Origin of the sequence: Streptomyces sp. NBC_00080 (genome assembly GCF_045041255.1) — a bacterium.
Classification (GTDB): domain Bacteria; phylum Actinomycetota; class Actinomycetes; order Streptomycetales; family Streptomycetaceae; genus Streptomyces; species Streptomyces coriariae.
In genome coordinates this window covers 3,712,187-3,726,606 of sequence record NZ_CP108235.1, presented here as the reverse complement: position 1 = coordinate 3,726,606, position 14,420 = coordinate 3,712,187, and the positions used below count along the sequence as shown (strand labels likewise).

Sequence of the window (14,420 nt, the reverse complement as noted above, 5' to 3'; positions counted from 1 at the left end):
GCCTAGCCAGTGGAACAGGTGCCGTCGGCACAGGTGGGCGGGTGGTAGCTCCAGCCCAGCTGCGGGTCGTACGACCAGCCGTCGCCACGGCGGTAGACGCCCCCGCCCCAGCCCACGGACCGCCCCTGCCCGTCGCGCCACTTGGCGGCGGCGAGAACGGCGCCCCGCGCCAGTTTCGCCCCGGCGGGGGTGCTCAGCCGGTGGGACAGCGGGCGGTACTCGCGCAGCGCCCACAGGGTGACGATCCAGGCGGCGGTGCCGCGGTAGACCTGGCCGGAGTCGCCGACGACGGTGATCTCGTCGAGGGTCGCGCGATGGTCGAGGCCGGGGAAGCGGGCGGTGGCCTCCGCGGACCCGGCCGGGACGAACTCCAGCGGCACCAGTTGCGGCTGCCGGCCCAGCCAGTCGCGCAGGAAGCGGCACAGGGAGCATTCGGCGTCGTGGAGCACGGTGAGCCGGCGGACCGGGACGCGCCGGGCGTCCCGGTCGGCGGCGTCCCGGTCGGCGGCCATCGTGCTCACGCCCCGGCGGTGGGCGCCGAGGGGGCGGCCCAGGCCTGCGGGGCGACGGGCGGGACCTGCTCCCGCTCCATGACCCCGCGCCGCCGGATCCGGTTGAGGACGTACACGTTGGCCAGGTGCATCGCGCCGAGCACCAGCAGCACCACACCCACCTTGGTCGACAGGGCCTCGAAGATGCCGCGGGTGTCCTCGATGGTGTCGTCGCCGCTCAGGTAGAGGGCGACGAAGCCGAGGTTGACGAGGTAGAAGCCGACCACCAGGAGGTGGTTGACGGCGTCGGCGAGCTTCTCGTTGCCCTGGAGCACGTCGGCGAGGAAGATCCGTCCGTTGCTGCTGAGGGTCCTGGCCACCCAGACGGTCAGTCCGATGCTGACGACCAGGTAGACGACGTAGGCGATGACCGTGCGGTCCATGTTCCCCACCCTTTCTGAACGCGTTCAAAACGCTGTCGTGGACGACTGTAGCGCTTGTTTTGAACACGTTCAACTGAAGGGGTGGGGGTCGGGTGCCGCCGCCTCGGCCGCTCTAACGCCTCGCCAGCTCGGGCCGCTTGAGGTAGTCCGTGAACCCGAGGACGTTCCCCCACGGGTCGGCGATCTCGACGGTCCAGCCGGTGGAGGTGGAGAACGGCGGATCCAGGGGGGTGATGCCCGCCTCGGCCAGCCGCCGCGCCGCCGCCCGCGCGTCCGGCACCTCCAGCCAGACCCGTGGGGACGGCCAGGGCGGCGGCCGGTGCCCCAGGGCCTCCTCGTGCCGGAGGAGGACCCCCGGTGTCTCGCCCCCGACCTTCAGCAGCGCGATCCCGGCCTCGTCGAACCGCAGCCCCACCGTGAACCCGGCCCGCCCGTAGAAGTCGACCGCCTCGCCGAGGTCCCCGACGGGCAGCAGCAGGTTGTCGAATCCGAGCAGCTCGTACGAATGGTCATCTGACATGCCGTCAGATTAGGTGCGGAGGGCCCGAAAACCGGTCAAGAGCACCCCGGTCTCCGCGTGGCGGGTTTTCTGCTGCAAGATGTTCTGCACTCATCCGCACTCGTCTCATCTGCGGATGATCCGATCACCAGACCTCGGGGGAACTCACCTTGTCCGAAACGCCACAGCAGCCCCAAGAGCCTCAGCAGCCCCAGGGGCCCCAGCAGCCTCCGCAGCCCCAGGGGCCCCAGCAGCCTCCGCAGCCGCCCCCGCCCGGCTACGGGTACCCCGTCGGCGGTCCCGGGGGTCCGGGCGGCCCGCAGGACGCGGTTCCCGGACAGCCGGGCCCCGGCCCCTACGGCTATCCCCAGCCCGGCCAGCCGTACCCGGGCTACGCCCACCCCGGGTACCCGGGCCCCGGCTATCCCGCCGGCGGCTACATACCTCCCGGCACCTTCACCGGCGACCCCCAGGCCCCCTACGGGTACGACCTCATGGGCCGCCCCTACTCCGAGAAGTCGAAGATCGTCGCGGGCGTGCTCCAGCTCACCCTGGGCAGCTTCGGTGTCGGCCGGTTCTACATGGGTGACGTCGGCATCGGCCTCGCCCAGCTCTTCACCTGCGGCGGCCTCGGCATCTGGGCGCTGATCGACGGCATCATCCTGCTGGTCAGCGACGACAAGACCGACTCCAACGGGCGGATCCTGCGTGGCTGACGCGGAGCGCCTCTCCGCGAGGTGTTCGGCCGCGCTGCGGCACCCGGCGGCGGCTCCCCTCGTGGTGCTCGCCGCCGGCGCGGCCGGCTCCGCGTATCTCTACGTCACCGACCCGCACCAGCCCGGCCACTGGCTCCCGCGATGCCCGTTCCGGCTCGTCACCGGGCAGCTCTGCCCCGCCTGCGGCGGCACCCGCATGGTGTACGACCTGATGCACGGTCACTTCACGCAGGCCTGGCTCGACAACCGTGTCCTGCTGCTCGCCTCGCCGTACGCGCTCGCGCTGCTGGTCCGCTGGATGTGGGCGGGCCTCCACGGCCGCACCTGGCATCCGCGCCTGGGGCCAAGGGCTTTGACGCTCGTCCTCGGTGTCGCGGTGGCGTGGACGGTGCTCCGGAACGTAGTTGACTGATTTTGATCACGGATCAGGAACGATGGATCATTTGTACTCCCTTTTTACCCTCTGTTTTCTCTAGGCTCACCAGTCACAGGGGGGACGTCCTGGCATGGCGGAGCCGTGCGAGGGCGTGGGTCGAGATCGGTCGACGTCGGTCGACGCGTGTGGTTGTCGCGTCGCGTGCCTCCTGGACTCCCCATTTCGGAGCAGGCCGCACCGGCCTCCCGCAGGCATTTCAGGAGCAGTTCTCATGACCGTCCCCACCCCGCAGGCCCCCTACGGGGTCGACCCGCTTGGTCGTCCGTACTCCGACAAGTCCAAGATCGTCGCCGGTATCCTCCAGCTCTTCCTGGGCACCCTCGGCATCGGACGCTTCTACGTCGGCTCCGTCGGCGTGGGCGTCGCCCAGCTCTTCACCTGCGGCGGCCTCGGCATCTGGGCGCTGGTCGACGGCATCCTGTTCCTCACGAGCAACGACCGCACCGACAAGCAGGGTCGCGTCCTGCGCGGCTGACACCGGCGCGGCAACACGGCGAGGGCCCCGCTCCTTCAAGGAGCGGGGCCCTCGCCGTGTGCGGAAAGCCGGCGAGCCGGAAGGCTCAGAAGCGGCGCGTGATCAGCGCTCGCTTCACCTCCTGGATCGCCTTCGTGACCTCGATACCGCGCGGGCAGGCGTCCGTGCAGTTGAACGTCGTACGGCAGCGCCAGACGCCGTCCTTGTCGTTCAGGATCTCCAGGCGCTGCTCACCCGCCTCGTCGCGCGAGTCGAAGATGAAGCGGTGGGCGTTCACGATCGCGGCCGGACCGAAGTACTGGCCGTCGTTCCAGAACACCGGGCAGGACGACGTGCACGCCGCGCAGAGGATGCACTTCGTCGTGTCGTCGAACCGCTCGCGGTCCTCGGCGGTCTGGAAGCGCTCACGCGTGGGCTCGTTCGTGTCCTTCGTGATGAGGAAGGGCATGACGTCCCGGTACGCCTGGAAGAACGGCTCCATGTCGACGACCAGGTCCTTCAGGACCGTCAGGCCCTTTATGGGCTCGACCGTGATCGGCTTCTCGGGGTTGATGTCCTTGATCAGCGTCTTGCACGCGAGGCGGTTCTTGCCGTTGATCCGCATCGCGTCCGAACCGCAGATGCCGTGGGCGCAGGAGCGCCGGAAGGTCAGCGTGCCGTCGACGTCCCACTTGATCTTGTGGAGACCGTCGAGGACGCGCTCCTTCGGGTCGATCTCCAGCGTGAAGTCCTGCCAGACGGCTTCCGCCGAGACCTCCGGGTTGAACCGGCGGACCCGGAAGGTGACCGTGATGTACGGAGAGGCCGCGGACTCCGCCTCGACCTTGTCCAGAACGGGAGTTGCCATCAGTACTTACGCTCCATCGGCTGGTAGCGGGTCTGGACGACCGGCTTGTAGTCGAGACGGATGGACTCGGTGCCGTCGTCGCCGACCTCGCGGTACGCCATGGTGTGGCGCATGAAGTTGACGTCGTCGCGGTTCGGGTAGTCCTCGCGGTAGTGACCGCCGCGGGACTCCTTGCGGGCCAGCGCCGACACCGCCATGACCTCGGCCAGGTCGAGCAGGTTGCCCAGCTCGATGGCCTCCAGCAGGTCCGTGTTGAACCGTCGGCCCTTGTCCTGGATCGAGATGTTCCGGTAGCGCTCGCGCAGCTCGGCGAGCTTCTCCACCGCCGTCTTGATCGTCTGCTCGGTGCGGAACACCATGACGTTCGCGTCCATGGTCTCCTGGAGCTCGCGGCGCAGCTCCGCCACCCGCTCGGTGCCGGTGGACGAGCGCAGGTGCTCCACCTGGTCGATCACCTGCTGCGCGGGGTTCTCCGGCAGCTCGACGTACTCCGCCTTCTGCGAGTACTCGGCGGCGGCGATGCCCGCCCGCTTGCCGAACACGTTGATGTCCAGCAGCGAGTTGGTGCCCAGACGGTTCGCGCCGTGCACCGACACACAGGCGACCTCGCCGGCCGCGTACAGGCCCGGGACGACCGTGGTGTTGTCGCTGAGGACCTCGCCCTGGACGTTCGTCGGGATGCCGCCCATGGCGTAGTGCGCGGTGGGCTGGATCGGGATCGGGTCCGTGTACGGCTCGATGCCGAGGTACGTGCGCGCGAACTCCGTGATGTCCGGGAGCTTCGCGTCGAGCTGCTCCGGCGGGAGGTGGGTGAGGTCCAGGTAGACGTGGTCGCCCTCGGGGCCGCAGCCGCGGCCTTCCCGGATCTCCGTGTAGATCGAGCGGGACACGACGTCACGCGACGCCAGGTCCTTCATGACCGGCGCGTACTTCTCCATGAAGCGCTCGCCGTCCTTGTTGCGGAGGATGCCGCCCTCACCGCGGGCGCCCTCCGTCAGCAGGATGCCCATGCGCCAGATGCCGGTCGGGTGGAACTGGAAGAACTCCATGTCCTCCAGCGGCAGCCCGCGCCGGTACACGGCCGCCTGGCCGTCACCCGTCAGCGTGTGCGCGTTCGAGGTCACCTTGAAGAACTTGCCGGTGCCGCCGGAGGCGTAGATGACGGCCTTCGCCTGGAAGACGTGGATCTCGCCGGTCGCCAGCTCGTACGCGACCACACCCGCGGACCGCTTCACACCGTCGACCTCGGTGATCAGCTGGTCGAGGACGTAGAACTCGTTGTAGAACTCCACGCCCTCCTTCACGCAGTTCTGGTACAGCGTCTGGAGGATCATGTGACCGGTGCGGTCGGCCGCGTAGCAGGACCGGCGGACCGGGGCCTCGCCGTGGTTGCGGCTGTGACCGCCGAAGCGGCGCTGGTCGATCGTGCCGTTGGGCGTCCGGTTGAACGGCAGGCCCATCTTCTCCAGGTCGAGGACCGAGTCGATGGCCTCCTTCGCCAGGATCTCGGCGGCGTCCTGGTCGACCAGGTAGTCACCACCCTTGACCGTGTCGAAGGTGTGCCACTCCCAGTTGTCCTCCTCCACGTTGGCCAGCGCGGCGGCCATGCCGCCCTGCGCGGCGCCCGTGTGGGAGCGGGTGGGGTAGAGCTTGGTCAGCACGGCGGTGCGGCTGCGCTTCGTCGACTCGATCGCGGCGCGCATACCGGCGCCGCCGGCGCCGACGATGACTGTGTCGTACTTGTGGATCTTCATGAGTGTTTCTCTCAGTCCCTCGGTCCCGTGCGCCTAGCGGATGTTCGGGTCGAAGGTGAAGATCACCAGCGTGCCCAGCAGGATGGTGAACACCGCGGCGGTGTAGAGCAGGCCCTTCAGCCACAGCCGGGTGTTCGCGCGCTCCGCGTAGTCGTTGATGACCGTGCGCAGGCCGTTCGTCCCGTGCAGCATGGCGAGCCACAGCATCAGCAGGTCCCAGACCTGCCAGAACGGGGAGGCCCAGCGGCCGGCCACGAAGGCGAAGCCGATCTTGGAGACGCCGCCGTCCAGGACGAGCTGGATCAGCAGGTGACCCAGGACCAGGACGACCAGTACGACGCCGGACAGGCGCATGAACAGCCAGGCGCCCATCTCGAAGTTGCCCCGGGTGGACCTGGGGGTCTTCTTGGTGCGCCGGCGCGGGGGCTCGATGAAGGGCGCGGGGTTGTCCACGTCGTAGACGGAGCCGCCCTCGACGGGGCCGATCCCGGCCGCGGTGGTTTCAGTGGTGGCCATCGGTCTCAGCTCCCGAACAGTTCACGAGCGGCGTGGCCGAGCACGGGGTAGATCGCCCCGAGCATCAGCAGCAGCCACAGGCCCACGACACTCCAGAGCATCTGCTTCTGGTAGCGCGGGCCCTTCGACCAGAAGTCGACGGCGATGACGCGCAGGCCGTTGAGCGCGTGGAAGAGGATGGCGGCCACGAGGCCGTACTCCAGCAGCGCCACGACCGGCGTCTTGTAGGTGGCTACGACCTTGTCGTAGTCCTCGGGGGAGACACGCACGAGGGCGGTGTCCAGCACGTGAACGAACAGGAAGAAGAAGATGAGGACGCCGGTGACTCGATGAGCCACCCAGGACCACATTCCTTCCCGGCCGCGGTACAGCGTTCCAGCCGGCACGGAAGAACCCTCCGGGAGCGGGGATTGGGGCCTGCCGGCTTGGGGTGTCGGACGGGCCCGGCCGGGTACGGTCCACCGGCCCCCAGCATCGTAGCGAGGCACGGGCGCTCGGCTTACGTCGGGCCTACCTGTGTGATCAAAGTGGCACGCAGATGGGTGAGCGTTGCGGCATCTGGGGTGGAGTGTCCCGTTTGGGTCCGGATGGGGCGCCGGGCCGGCCGGTTACGTCCTGCGGCGGAGCCGCCCGGTCACCGCTGCGCGCCCCTCAGGCGAGCCGCGTCAGCCGTTGCCTCGCCAGTCTCCGGAGTTCCTCCGCCGCCACTACCCGTTCGTCCTCGGGATCGTTCGTCAATCGTGACCGGATGCCCTCCAGGACGTGGTCCAGGGACTCCTCCCGGGGAACACCGTCGAGGCAGATGACGAACGCGTGTCCGAATCGGGCCTCGTAGGCCGCGTGGGCCGCGTCCAGTGCCATGTGCGCCGCTCCGTACGCGTCCGCGGGCAGGCCGGGCAGGGACTCCGCCGCCAGGGCCTCCGCCAGATCGGCCGGGCTCAGGTCGTACGCGGCCTCGTCGGAGGCGGCCAGCAGGGCGTCGAGCGTCGGATACGGGCGGTGGTCGGCGATCCGGCGGGCCCAGCGGAGGCTGTGGAGGCAGGCGAGGAGGGTGCGGTGCGCCTCGGCGGCGGGAGCGGTGTTGAAACCGTCCGGCAGAGGTGCGGGTGAGGTCCGGGTCTGCGCCGGTATGGCGAGGCAGCCGGAGGGAGGGGAAAGACGGTGCGCAGGCAGCGTGGATCCTCGCGTCACGTGTGTTGTGGCAGGGGATGCAGTGAAAGGTGTGTCGACACGTTATCGAGAGCGGTCAGGACGTGTCTGACCGATGACTGAATTTCACCCGAACGAGAGAGTTTCGGAATGTGTCGTGGACTCCGTCACCACGGGCTCGACGCGCTTCGGGCGGCCGGGAGTCGTACGGTGGGCGGAGTGAGCAGGCACAGGCATCGGCGCCGGGCGCCGCAGAGGAAGCCGCACCAGCAGGTCGCGGCGCGGGCAGTGATGGCGGGCGCCCTGGTCGCCGCGCTCGGTGTCGGGCTCGGCGTGTGGGCCTCGTCGGACGACGACGGCACGACACCGGCCGGATCGGCCGCCTCCCGGCAGGCCGCCGCGAGGACACCCGGCGCGGGTGACACCGGCGCCGCCGCCGCGCAGGCCCCGACCCCGACGCCCACCCGCTCCTACGCCCTCTCCACCACCCCCCGCACCATCCCCGCCGTCAATGCCCACACCCCGGCGCGCGGCCCCGGGTGGAAGCCGCGGTCCACCCGCCGGGTGGTGGTGAGCGACGCGGGCCTCGCCGACGAGGGGCGGCTGGTCGCCGGCGAGCTGGGGCTGACGTACGCCGGGGAGAAGGACGACGTGCGCGCCGGGGATCTGCGGCTGGCGCTCAACGACGACGAGGGCGCGAACCCGGAGTCGTACACCATGACTGTGCGCGGCGGGCGGGTCACCATCAGCGCGCCCTCCGACGCGGGCGTCTTCTACGGCACGCGCACCCTCAAGCAGGAGGTGCACGCCGGCGGTACGGCGCCGGAGGGCGTCGTACGGGACCAGCCGGCCAAGCCGCAGCGCGGGTTCACGCTGGACATCGCGCGCAAGCACTTCACCGCCGCCTGGATCGAGGACCGGGTGCGCGAGCTCGGCGATCTCAAGTACAACCAGCTCGGCCTGCACTTCTCCGACGACCAGGCCTTCCGGATCGAGTCCGACAGCCACCCGGAGATCGTCTCCGCCCAGCACCTCACCAAGGCCGAGGTGAAGAAGATCGTCGACCTCGCGGCGAGCCGGCACATCACCGTCGTGCCCGAGATCGACTCACCGGGACACCTGGGCGCCGTCCTCGCCGCCCATCCCGAGCTCCAGCTGCGCAACGCGAGCGGGGTGGCGACCCGCGGGGCGATCGACATCTCCAAGGACGAGTCCGCGGACCTCCTCGACGACCTGCTGGACGAGTACGCCGACGTCTTCCCCGGCGCCTACTGGCACCTCGGCGGCGACGAGTACCAGGCCCTGACGGTCTCGAACCCGGCGGTCTCCTACCCTCAGCTCGCTTCCGCCGCGACGGCCCGGTACGGCTCCGGCGCGGGCGTCGCCGACCTCACCACCGGCTGGCTCAACGACCGCGCCGACACCGTCCGCGCCCACGACCGCACCATGCGGGTGTGGAACGACGGCTTCTTCCGCGGCACGTCGGTCAAGCCGGCCTCCGACCTCGTGGTCGCCTACTGGACCGGCAAGGAGATCGGCGCGCGGCCGCCGGTCGAGTACCTGAGCGCCGGGCTCAAGATGCTCAACTACAACGACGAGTACCTGTACTACGTCCTCGGCGAACCGAACGACTTCGTCTATCCGACCGGGAAGCGGATCTACGAGCAGTGGACCCCGAGGGTGCTGCGCGGCACGACGCCGGTCCCCGCGAAGTACGACGCCCAGATCCTCGGCGGCTCCTTCTCGGTGTGGTGCGACCTCTCGAACTCGCAGACCCAGGACCAGATCGCGGCCGGCATCCGGATGCCGCTGCGAGCCACCTCACAGAAGCTGTGGGACGCCGGGACCCCATCACTGACCTGGACGCAGTTCAAGGCCCTGGCGAACCAGCTCGGTTGAGCGGGCTCCCGGCCGTGCGGCGAACGATTGCCGAGCCGCTGAGGGTTGGCTGAAAAACCCTCCTGTGATACTCCTGGCCTGTCGCACGCAGTAAGGGGAAGTGCGGGCTCCGTAAGGGCGGTGCCCTGGGGTGAGGGGGCATGGATGAGCCTGGTGGAACTGATCGCTCAGGCCGACGAACGCGGACTGGCTGCCAGTGGGCTGGCTTGTTTGGATCGGTGCATACCCCTGCTCGGGGGTGACGACGAGATCCTGCGACCGCTGTGGGGCACCCTCACGGAGGACTCCGGCACCGCCGACTGGGGCGAACTGCTGGAACAGGCGCGCGGCAAGCTGGCGTCGGCCGCGGAGGAGGGCGACGAGGCCGAGCTGCTGGCCCGCCGGATGCTGGCCGCCGCACCGGGGAGCCGCTCCGCCGCCGAGGTGCGGCTCTGGGCCGACGCCTGCTCCGTCGCCTCGCTCCAGATCCACCGCCTCCTCGACCCGGCCGAGGACGCCTCCCCGGTCGACTCCCGCCGGGAAGGCCGTACGGAGGGCATGTCCCCCCTCGTCGCCGCCGAGCTGCGCCGCCAGGTCACCGTCCTGGAGGTGCTCGCCGGTCATGGCGCGGGCGGACTGCGCCGTGCCCTGGAGGTGTCCACGGAGGGGCGCCGGGTGCTGCGCGCGGTGGTCTCGCGGCGGGCTCGTGGACGTAAGTGAGCGGAGTGCGGGGGATGTGGGGCGGTCCTGCACCGGTCTCGGAACGGCCCCGAACATGAGTGACGCAACGCGCGCCGACCTCGCTCTTCCTGATGTGACGCGTAGGACGACCGACCAGAGCGGCCAGAGCGACCGGACCGAGCAGCCGCCCCGTCCCTCCGCCGCCGCGAAGCCCGTGCGGTGGGCGGCGGAGGCGGTGGCGGCCGCGCCCGACGGCATCCGGCCCCATCTCGACCACTCCGCGCAGAGCCTGTGGCGCGTCGACCGCCTGATCGAGGAGCTGCGGCGCGAGGGCTCGCCGCACGCCGCGGTGGCGAACGTGCTGCGCGGGTTCGGCGCCTACGCCGGCGAGGTGATCGTCCGGCAGACCGGCGCCGAGTGGTGGGGCTCCGCCGGTGACCACTGGGTCCGCACCCCCGACGGCCGTCTCTGGGAACCCCTCGACGAGTCCCGCCGCTGCTTCGGCGGCCACGGTTCGCTCCGCCTGCTGTGCCGGGACGCGATGAGCGGGGGCGCGGCCGGCTCCCGGTTCCGTTCGCGCGGTTGAGAGCTGCCCGGTCCGGCGTCCCGAGCGGACGCAAACCTGCCTGAAGATGCGTCAATCGGTCCTCGGTTGACGGGTTTTGACTCAAACGTGATCGTCCGGCGTTGACTTCTTGATCACCAGCCGCGTTGACTCTGCCCGTTTGTGAGATTCACATGAGAAAAGGGTGAGGGTTCGCGTGCACGGGTGGGCGCATCGTGAGAACGGTGTGAGGAAAAGACGCGCGGGACGTGCCGTGCTGCCGACGACAGGCGTACTGATCGCCCTGGTCTCGGCGCTGGTGACGCCCCTCTCGGGGGCACCGAAGGCCGCCGCGGCCGAACCCGGGGACTCCGCCGGGCAGTCGGAGGCGAAGCGGGCGCTGGCAGTCGCGAAGGAGTCCGGCGAACGCGTGGAGGTCGCCGGACAACGGTCCGAGCGCACGACGGTGTTCGCCAACCCGGACGGATACACCTTCACGTTGGAGGAGTCGGCCGTCCCGGTGCGGGTGGCCCGGCCCGGCGGCGGCTGGACCGCTCCGGACGCGACGCTGCGACGCAACGCCGACGGCACGGTCGGGCCGAAGGCCGGCGCGGCCGAGATGACGTTCTCCGGGGGCGGCGCCGACGCGCCCCTGGCCCGGATCGCCGAGAGCGGCCGCTCGCTGGAGCTCACCTGGCCGGGCCGGCTGCCCGAGCCCGAGCTGGACGGCGCGAGCGCCCTGTACCGCGAGGTGCTGCCCGGTGTGGACCTGAAGGTCACGGCGACGCCCGAGAGCTTCCAGCACGTGCTGGTGGTGAACAGCCCGGCCGCGGCGAGGAACCCCGCACTGAAGAAGCTCGCCTTCGGCCTGAAGGCCGACGGACTGGACGTCCGCGAGGGCGCGGCGGGAAACCTGACCGCCGTGGACGACGACGGCCGCACGGTGTTCAAGGCGCCGCCCGCCCGTATGTGGGACTCGGGGGGACGCACCGGGACCAAGGCCGGCGCCGCGGGCGCGAAGGCCGGTGCCGCGGGCGCGAAGACCAAGAGCGCCCTGGCCGCCCCGGCCGGGCCGGCATCCGCCGCGCCGACGACACCCGCCGACCCCGCCGAGACCGCGCCCTCCGGCACCGGCCTCGAGCCCGGCCAGGGCGACGCCGTCGCCCGGATGGACGTCCAGGTCGGCAAGGACACGCTCGCGGTCGTCCCGGACCCCGCGATGCTGAGCGGCACCGACTCCGCCGCCTATCCGCTGTTCATCGACCCGACCGTCACCTGGGGCGAGTCCGAGCGCACGCTGCTGCGCAGTGACGGCTACGAGTCCTACGGCTGGAGCAACGGGGACGACGATCTCGGCAAGGGCGCCGGCAAGTGCGGTGTCTGGAGCAACTACTACTGCGGACCCGGCTATGTGCAGAAGCTGTACTTCGAGTTCTCGCCGGCCAGCCTGAAGGGCAAGCAGGTCCTCGACGCCACCTTCCGCGTCACCGAGCCGTGGGCGTTCCAGTGCAGCCCGCGCTGGGTCGACCTGGTGCGCACCGACAACATCTCCTCCTCCACCACCTGGACCTCCCGCCCCACCGAGCGTGACCTCATGGGCGACCGGAACGTCTCGGCCGGCCGCGGCTCGCTGTGCGACCCCGACTCCCCGGACGCGCCCATCGAGTTCAACGACAACCCCGAGGAGACCAACGAGAACCTCACCCCGACCGTCCGCGACTTCGCGGCCGGCAAGTTCTCCCGGCTCACCCTCGAGATCAAGGCGCACGACGAGTCCGACACCGCCGCCTGGAAGCGGTTCAAGAACGACGCGGTGCTCGCCGTCGACTTCGTCGGCGTGCCCGACAAGCCCACCTCGGTCGGTCTGACCGTCGGCACCACGTCCGTCTGCGAGAAGGACGCCGCCGACCCGCTGGTCCTCTCCGACCCGACGCCACCGCTCCAGGCCACCGCCCAGACCAAGGCGGGCGGCGAGGACGACGCCCACCTGCGCGTCGCCTTCGACGTCGACCAGCGCAACGACGCCGACAACACCTGGGCCGACTCTCCGGTGACCGTGGCCGACACCTGGCCGACGACCGGCTTCGTGGGCGACGGCCGCAAGGTCACCATGAACTGGTCGGCGCTCAGCGAGGGCAAGCTCTACCGGCTGCGGGCGTGGGTGCGCTCCTACTACAACAAGGACGCCGACTACCTGTCCGGCCCGTCCAACGCGACCACCACGGGCTGGTGTTACTTCAAGGTCGACCCGACCGCGCCCAAGGCGCCGCAGATCAAGCTCGGCGCCCCGTACACCCCGTGCACGACCAACGACTGTGCGGCGCAAGGCGGTCCGGGCGTCCCCGGCAGCTTCACCTTCAGCCCCGACGCCGCCGACAAGAACGTCGCCTCCTACGAGTACAAGTGGTCCACCGACACCAAGTGGACCGTCCCCAAGGCGGGTTCACCGCTCACGGTGACTCTCACCCCCGCCCGATCGGGCACCTACACCCTTCAGGCGCGTGCCCGGGACAATGTCGGCACCGGCCGGCCCGGCGCGCAGGCCTCCGTCGACTTCCTGGTCGCACAGGGCCAGGGGCCGGTGGGCCGCTGGCACTTCGACGAGGCGAGCGGTGTGGCGGTGGACTCCGCCACGGTCAGCGGCACGACCCGGCACGATGCCACCCTGAACGGCGGCGCCGTCCGAGACGACCGCGGCCGCCGCGGTCTGGTCACCCATGACGCCCAGGGCGTCCCCCTGGCCGAACCGGTGACCGACAAGGGCCTGCTCCTGGACGGCGTCGACGACTACGCGCAGACCGCGGGCGGCCCCGCCCTGGAGACCCGCTCGGCGTACACCGTCTCGGCCTGGGTGCGCCTGGACCGCAAGGACAAGAACGCCTCCGTGCTCGGGCAGCGCGGCGCGAACGGCAACCCGTTCGTGCTGTGGTACTCGACCAGCAACAACAAGTGGTACTTCGGCGTCCTCAAGCCCGACGGAACCACCCTCAGCGGCGTGTACTCGTCGTACACCGCCGAAATCGGGGTGTGGACCCATCTCGCGGGCAGCTACGACCCCGCCACCGGCGAGCTGGTCTTCTACGTCGACGGCCGGGTCCAGGGTGCCCCTCTGATGACCGGCGCCGCCTCCTGGGCCTCCAGCGGGCCGCTCCAGATCGGCCGCTACGAGCTCCCCAGCGGAAACGCCACGTACTACTTCCCGGGCAGCATCGACGAGGTCGCCGTCTGGCAGCGCAAGCTGAGCCAGCGCGAGGTCGCCGACGAGACGCTCCAGCTGATCTCCCAGGGCTACGCCGGCGTCGAGCTGGTCGCCGACTGGGATCCGGCCGGGAAGACCGGCACCGCCCTGGCCGACACCACCTCCGGTTACGGCCGCACCCTCACGCTCTCCGGCGGCGCGACGCTCGACGGCGAAGCGATCACCCTGGACGGCGTCGACGACGCGGCGACCGCGCCCGGGCCGCTGGTCTACGACCACGCCCCGTTCACCGTGTCGACCCTCGTCGCACTGGACACGCAGAAGCTGCTGTCCAAGGACGTCGGCTACATCGGACAGGTGATGGGCCAGCGCACCGCCGACGGTTCGTCGTGGGGCTTCTGGTTCGAGCTGACCGGCAAGGACCCGGTCCTCGACGAGGAGACCATGGAGGAGGTCGTCAAGCCCGTCGGCAAGTGGCACTTCGGCCGCCGCAACGCGGGCGGCACCTGGTCCTCGGTGGTCTCCGACCAGGTCGCCGCGCTGGACAGCGAAGTCCGGCTGACCGGCGTCTACGACTCCCTCTACGGGACGATCAGCCTCTACCTCGGCCACAACCAGAACGGCGACGACCTCGCCTACTCCGTGCAGCTCGGCGCCGGCGACTTCGCCGTCGGCAAGGGCTACGCCGCCGGTGCCTGGCAGCACTACCTGCCGGCCCGGGTCCACGACGTACGGCTGTGGGCGGGCGCGATGGCGAGCGGCGACCAGATCGACGCCCGGGTCGGGGACTGA

The 14,420-nt window shown here is 70.4% G+C and carries 15 protein-coding genes; 7 read left to right on the top strand and 8 right to left on the bottom strand.

Annotated elements, in window-relative coordinates; genetic code table 11:
* Positions 1-2: 2 nt before the first annotated feature.
* The 3 genes from OHU34_RS16395 to OHU34_RS16385 form a co-directional block, all read right to left on the bottom strand.
* Positions 3-512 carry a thiol-disulfide oxidoreductase DCC family protein gene (locus OHU34_RS16395; protein ID WP_142268020.1) on the bottom strand — a complete coding sequence of 170 codons (510 nt, stop codon included), beginning with the start codon at positions 510-512 and terminating at the stop codon, positions 3-5.
* 5 nt (positions 513-517) lie between these two features.
* Complete coding sequence (locus OHU34_RS16390) at positions 518-934, bottom strand: hypothetical protein (protein ID WP_020131054.1); 417 nt, start codon at positions 932-934, stop codon at positions 518-520.
* 112 nt (positions 935-1,046) lie between these two features.
* Positions 1,047-1,454: a VOC family protein gene (locus tag OHU34_RS16385; RefSeq protein WP_142265850.1), complete on the bottom strand. Its 408-nt coding sequence runs from the start codon at positions 1,452-1,454 to the stop codon at positions 1,047-1,049.
* Between the two features lie 149 nt (positions 1,455-1,603).
* On the opposite strand from OHU34_RS16385, the gene OHU34_RS16380 reads away from it, so the two are divergent.
* The 3 genes from OHU34_RS16380 to OHU34_RS16370 all read left to right on the top strand — a co-directional run bounded on the left by OHU34_RS16380 (position 1,604) and on the right by OHU34_RS16370 (position 3,060).
* A complete protein-coding gene (locus OHU34_RS16380) occupies positions 1,604-2,149 on the top strand; it encodes a TM2 domain-containing protein (RefSeq protein WP_142265852.1) in 546 nt (181 codons plus the stop codon).
* A complete protein-coding gene (locus OHU34_RS16375) occupies positions 2,142-2,561 on the top strand; it encodes a DUF2752 domain-containing protein (RefSeq protein ID WP_142265853.1) in 420 nt (139 codons plus the stop codon). The genes OHU34_RS16380 and OHU34_RS16375 overlap by 8 nt, the downstream gene beginning before the upstream one ends.
* A gap of 235 nt (positions 2,562-2,796) precedes the next feature.
* Entirely contained in the window at positions 2,797-3,060 is a 264-nt protein-coding gene (locus OHU34_RS16370) for a TM2 domain-containing protein (protein ID WP_142265854.1), read from the top strand.
* 85 nt (positions 3,061-3,145) lie between these two features.
* On the opposite strand, the gene OHU34_RS16365 is transcribed toward OHU34_RS16370, so the two are convergent.
* The 5 genes from OHU34_RS16365 to OHU34_RS16345 form a co-directional block, all read right to left on the bottom strand.
* Positions 3,146-3,907 carry a succinate dehydrogenase iron-sulfur subunit gene (locus tag OHU34_RS16365; protein ID WP_020131049.1) on the bottom strand — a complete coding sequence of 254 codons (762 nt, stop codon included), beginning with the start codon at positions 3,905-3,907 and terminating at the stop codon, positions 3,146-3,148.
* Positions 3,907-5,661 carry a succinate dehydrogenase flavoprotein subunit gene (sdhA, locus tag OHU34_RS16360; protein ID WP_142265855.1) on the bottom strand — a complete coding sequence of 585 codons (1,755 nt, stop codon included), beginning with the start codon at positions 5,659-5,661 and terminating at the stop codon, positions 3,907-3,909. The genes OHU34_RS16365 and sdhA overlap by 1 nt, the downstream gene beginning before the upstream one ends.
* A gap of 33 nt (positions 5,662-5,694) precedes the next feature.
* Positions 5,695-6,177: a succinate dehydrogenase hydrophobic membrane anchor subunit gene (locus OHU34_RS16355; RefSeq protein WP_020131047.1), complete on the bottom strand. Its 483-nt coding sequence runs from the start codon at positions 6,175-6,177 to the stop codon at positions 5,695-5,697.
* Positions 6,178-6,182: 5 nt separating this feature from the next.
* Positions 6,183-6,563 (bottom strand): succinate dehydrogenase, cytochrome b556 subunit, encoded by a 381-nt coding sequence (gene sdhC / locus OHU34_RS16350; protein WP_078615861.1) that lies wholly within the window; start codon positions 6,561-6,563, stop codon positions 6,183-6,185.
* A 265-nt stretch (positions 6,564-6,828) separates the two neighbouring features.
* Positions 6,829-7,368 carry a 2-oxo-4-hydroxy-4-carboxy-5-ureidoimidazoline decarboxylase gene (locus OHU34_RS16345; RefSeq protein ID WP_200839780.1) on the bottom strand — a complete coding sequence of 180 codons (540 nt, stop codon included), beginning with the start codon at positions 7,366-7,368 and terminating at the stop codon, positions 6,829-6,831.
* A gap of 249 nt (positions 7,369-7,617) precedes the next feature.
* Between OHU34_RS16345 and OHU34_RS16340 the strand changes: the two genes are divergently transcribed.
* The 4 genes from OHU34_RS16340 to OHU34_RS16325 all read left to right on the top strand — a co-directional run bounded on the left by OHU34_RS16340 (position 7,618) and on the right by OHU34_RS16325 (position 14,420).
* Positions 7,618-9,225 (top strand): beta-N-acetylhexosaminidase, encoded by a 1,608-nt coding sequence (locus OHU34_RS16340; RefSeq protein ID WP_405772274.1) that lies wholly within the window; start codon positions 7,618-7,620, stop codon positions 9,223-9,225.
* A 144-nt stretch (positions 9,226-9,369) separates the two neighbouring features.
* Positions 9,370-9,924: a hypothetical protein gene (locus tag OHU34_RS16335; protein ID WP_405766943.1), complete on the top strand. Its 555-nt coding sequence runs from the start codon at positions 9,370-9,372 to the stop codon at positions 9,922-9,924.
* Positions 9,925-9,979: 55 nt separating this feature from the next.
* Entirely contained in the window at positions 9,980-10,471 is a 492-nt protein-coding gene (locus tag OHU34_RS16330) for a hypothetical protein (protein ID WP_230194833.1), read from the top strand.
* Between the two features lie 232 nt (positions 10,472-10,703).
* Positions 10,704-14,420 (top strand): LamG domain-containing protein, encoded by a 3,717-nt coding sequence (locus OHU34_RS16325; protein ID WP_230194832.1) that lies wholly within the window; start codon positions 10,704-10,706, stop codon positions 14,418-14,420.

Bases quoted from the DNA above. Each gene is read 5' to 3' on its own strand.
- OHU34_RS16340 (WP_405772274.1), top strand. From the start codon at position 7,618: ATGGCGGGCGCCCTGGTCGCCGCGCTCGGTGTCGGGCTCGGCGTGTGG.
- OHU34_RS16335 (WP_405766943.1), top strand. From the start codon at position 9,370: ATGAGCCTGGTGGAACTGATCGCTCAGGCCGACGAACGCGGACTGGCT.
- OHU34_RS16390 (WP_020131054.1), bottom strand. From the start codon at position 934: ATGGACCGCACGGTCATCGCCTACGTCGTCTACCTGGTCGTCAGCATC.
- OHU34_RS16395 (WP_142268020.1), bottom strand. From the start codon at position 512: ATGGCCGCCGACCGGGACGCCGCCGACCGGGACGCCCGGCGCGTCCCG.
- OHU34_RS16330 (WP_230194833.1), top strand. From the start codon at position 9,980: ATGAGTGACGCAACGCGCGCCGACCTCGCTCTTCCTGATGTGACGCGT.
- OHU34_RS16385 (WP_142265850.1), bottom strand. From the start codon at position 1,454: ATGTCAGATGACCATTCGTACGAGCTGCTCGGATTCGACAACCTGCTG.
- OHU34_RS16365 (WP_020131049.1), bottom strand. From the start codon at position 3,907: ATGGCAACTCCCGTTCTGGACAAGGTCGAGGCGGAGTCCGCGGCCTCT.
- OHU34_RS16355 (WP_020131047.1), bottom strand. From the start codon at position 6,177: ATGGCCACCACTGAAACCACCGCGGCCGGGATCGGCCCCGTCGAGGGC.
- sdhA (WP_142265855.1), bottom strand. From the start codon at position 5,661: ATGAAGATCCACAAGTACGACACAGTCATCGTCGGCGCCGGCGGCGCC.
- OHU34_RS16370 (WP_142265854.1), top strand. From the start codon at position 2,797: ATGACCGTCCCCACCCCGCAGGCCCCCTACGGGGTCGACCCGCTTGGT.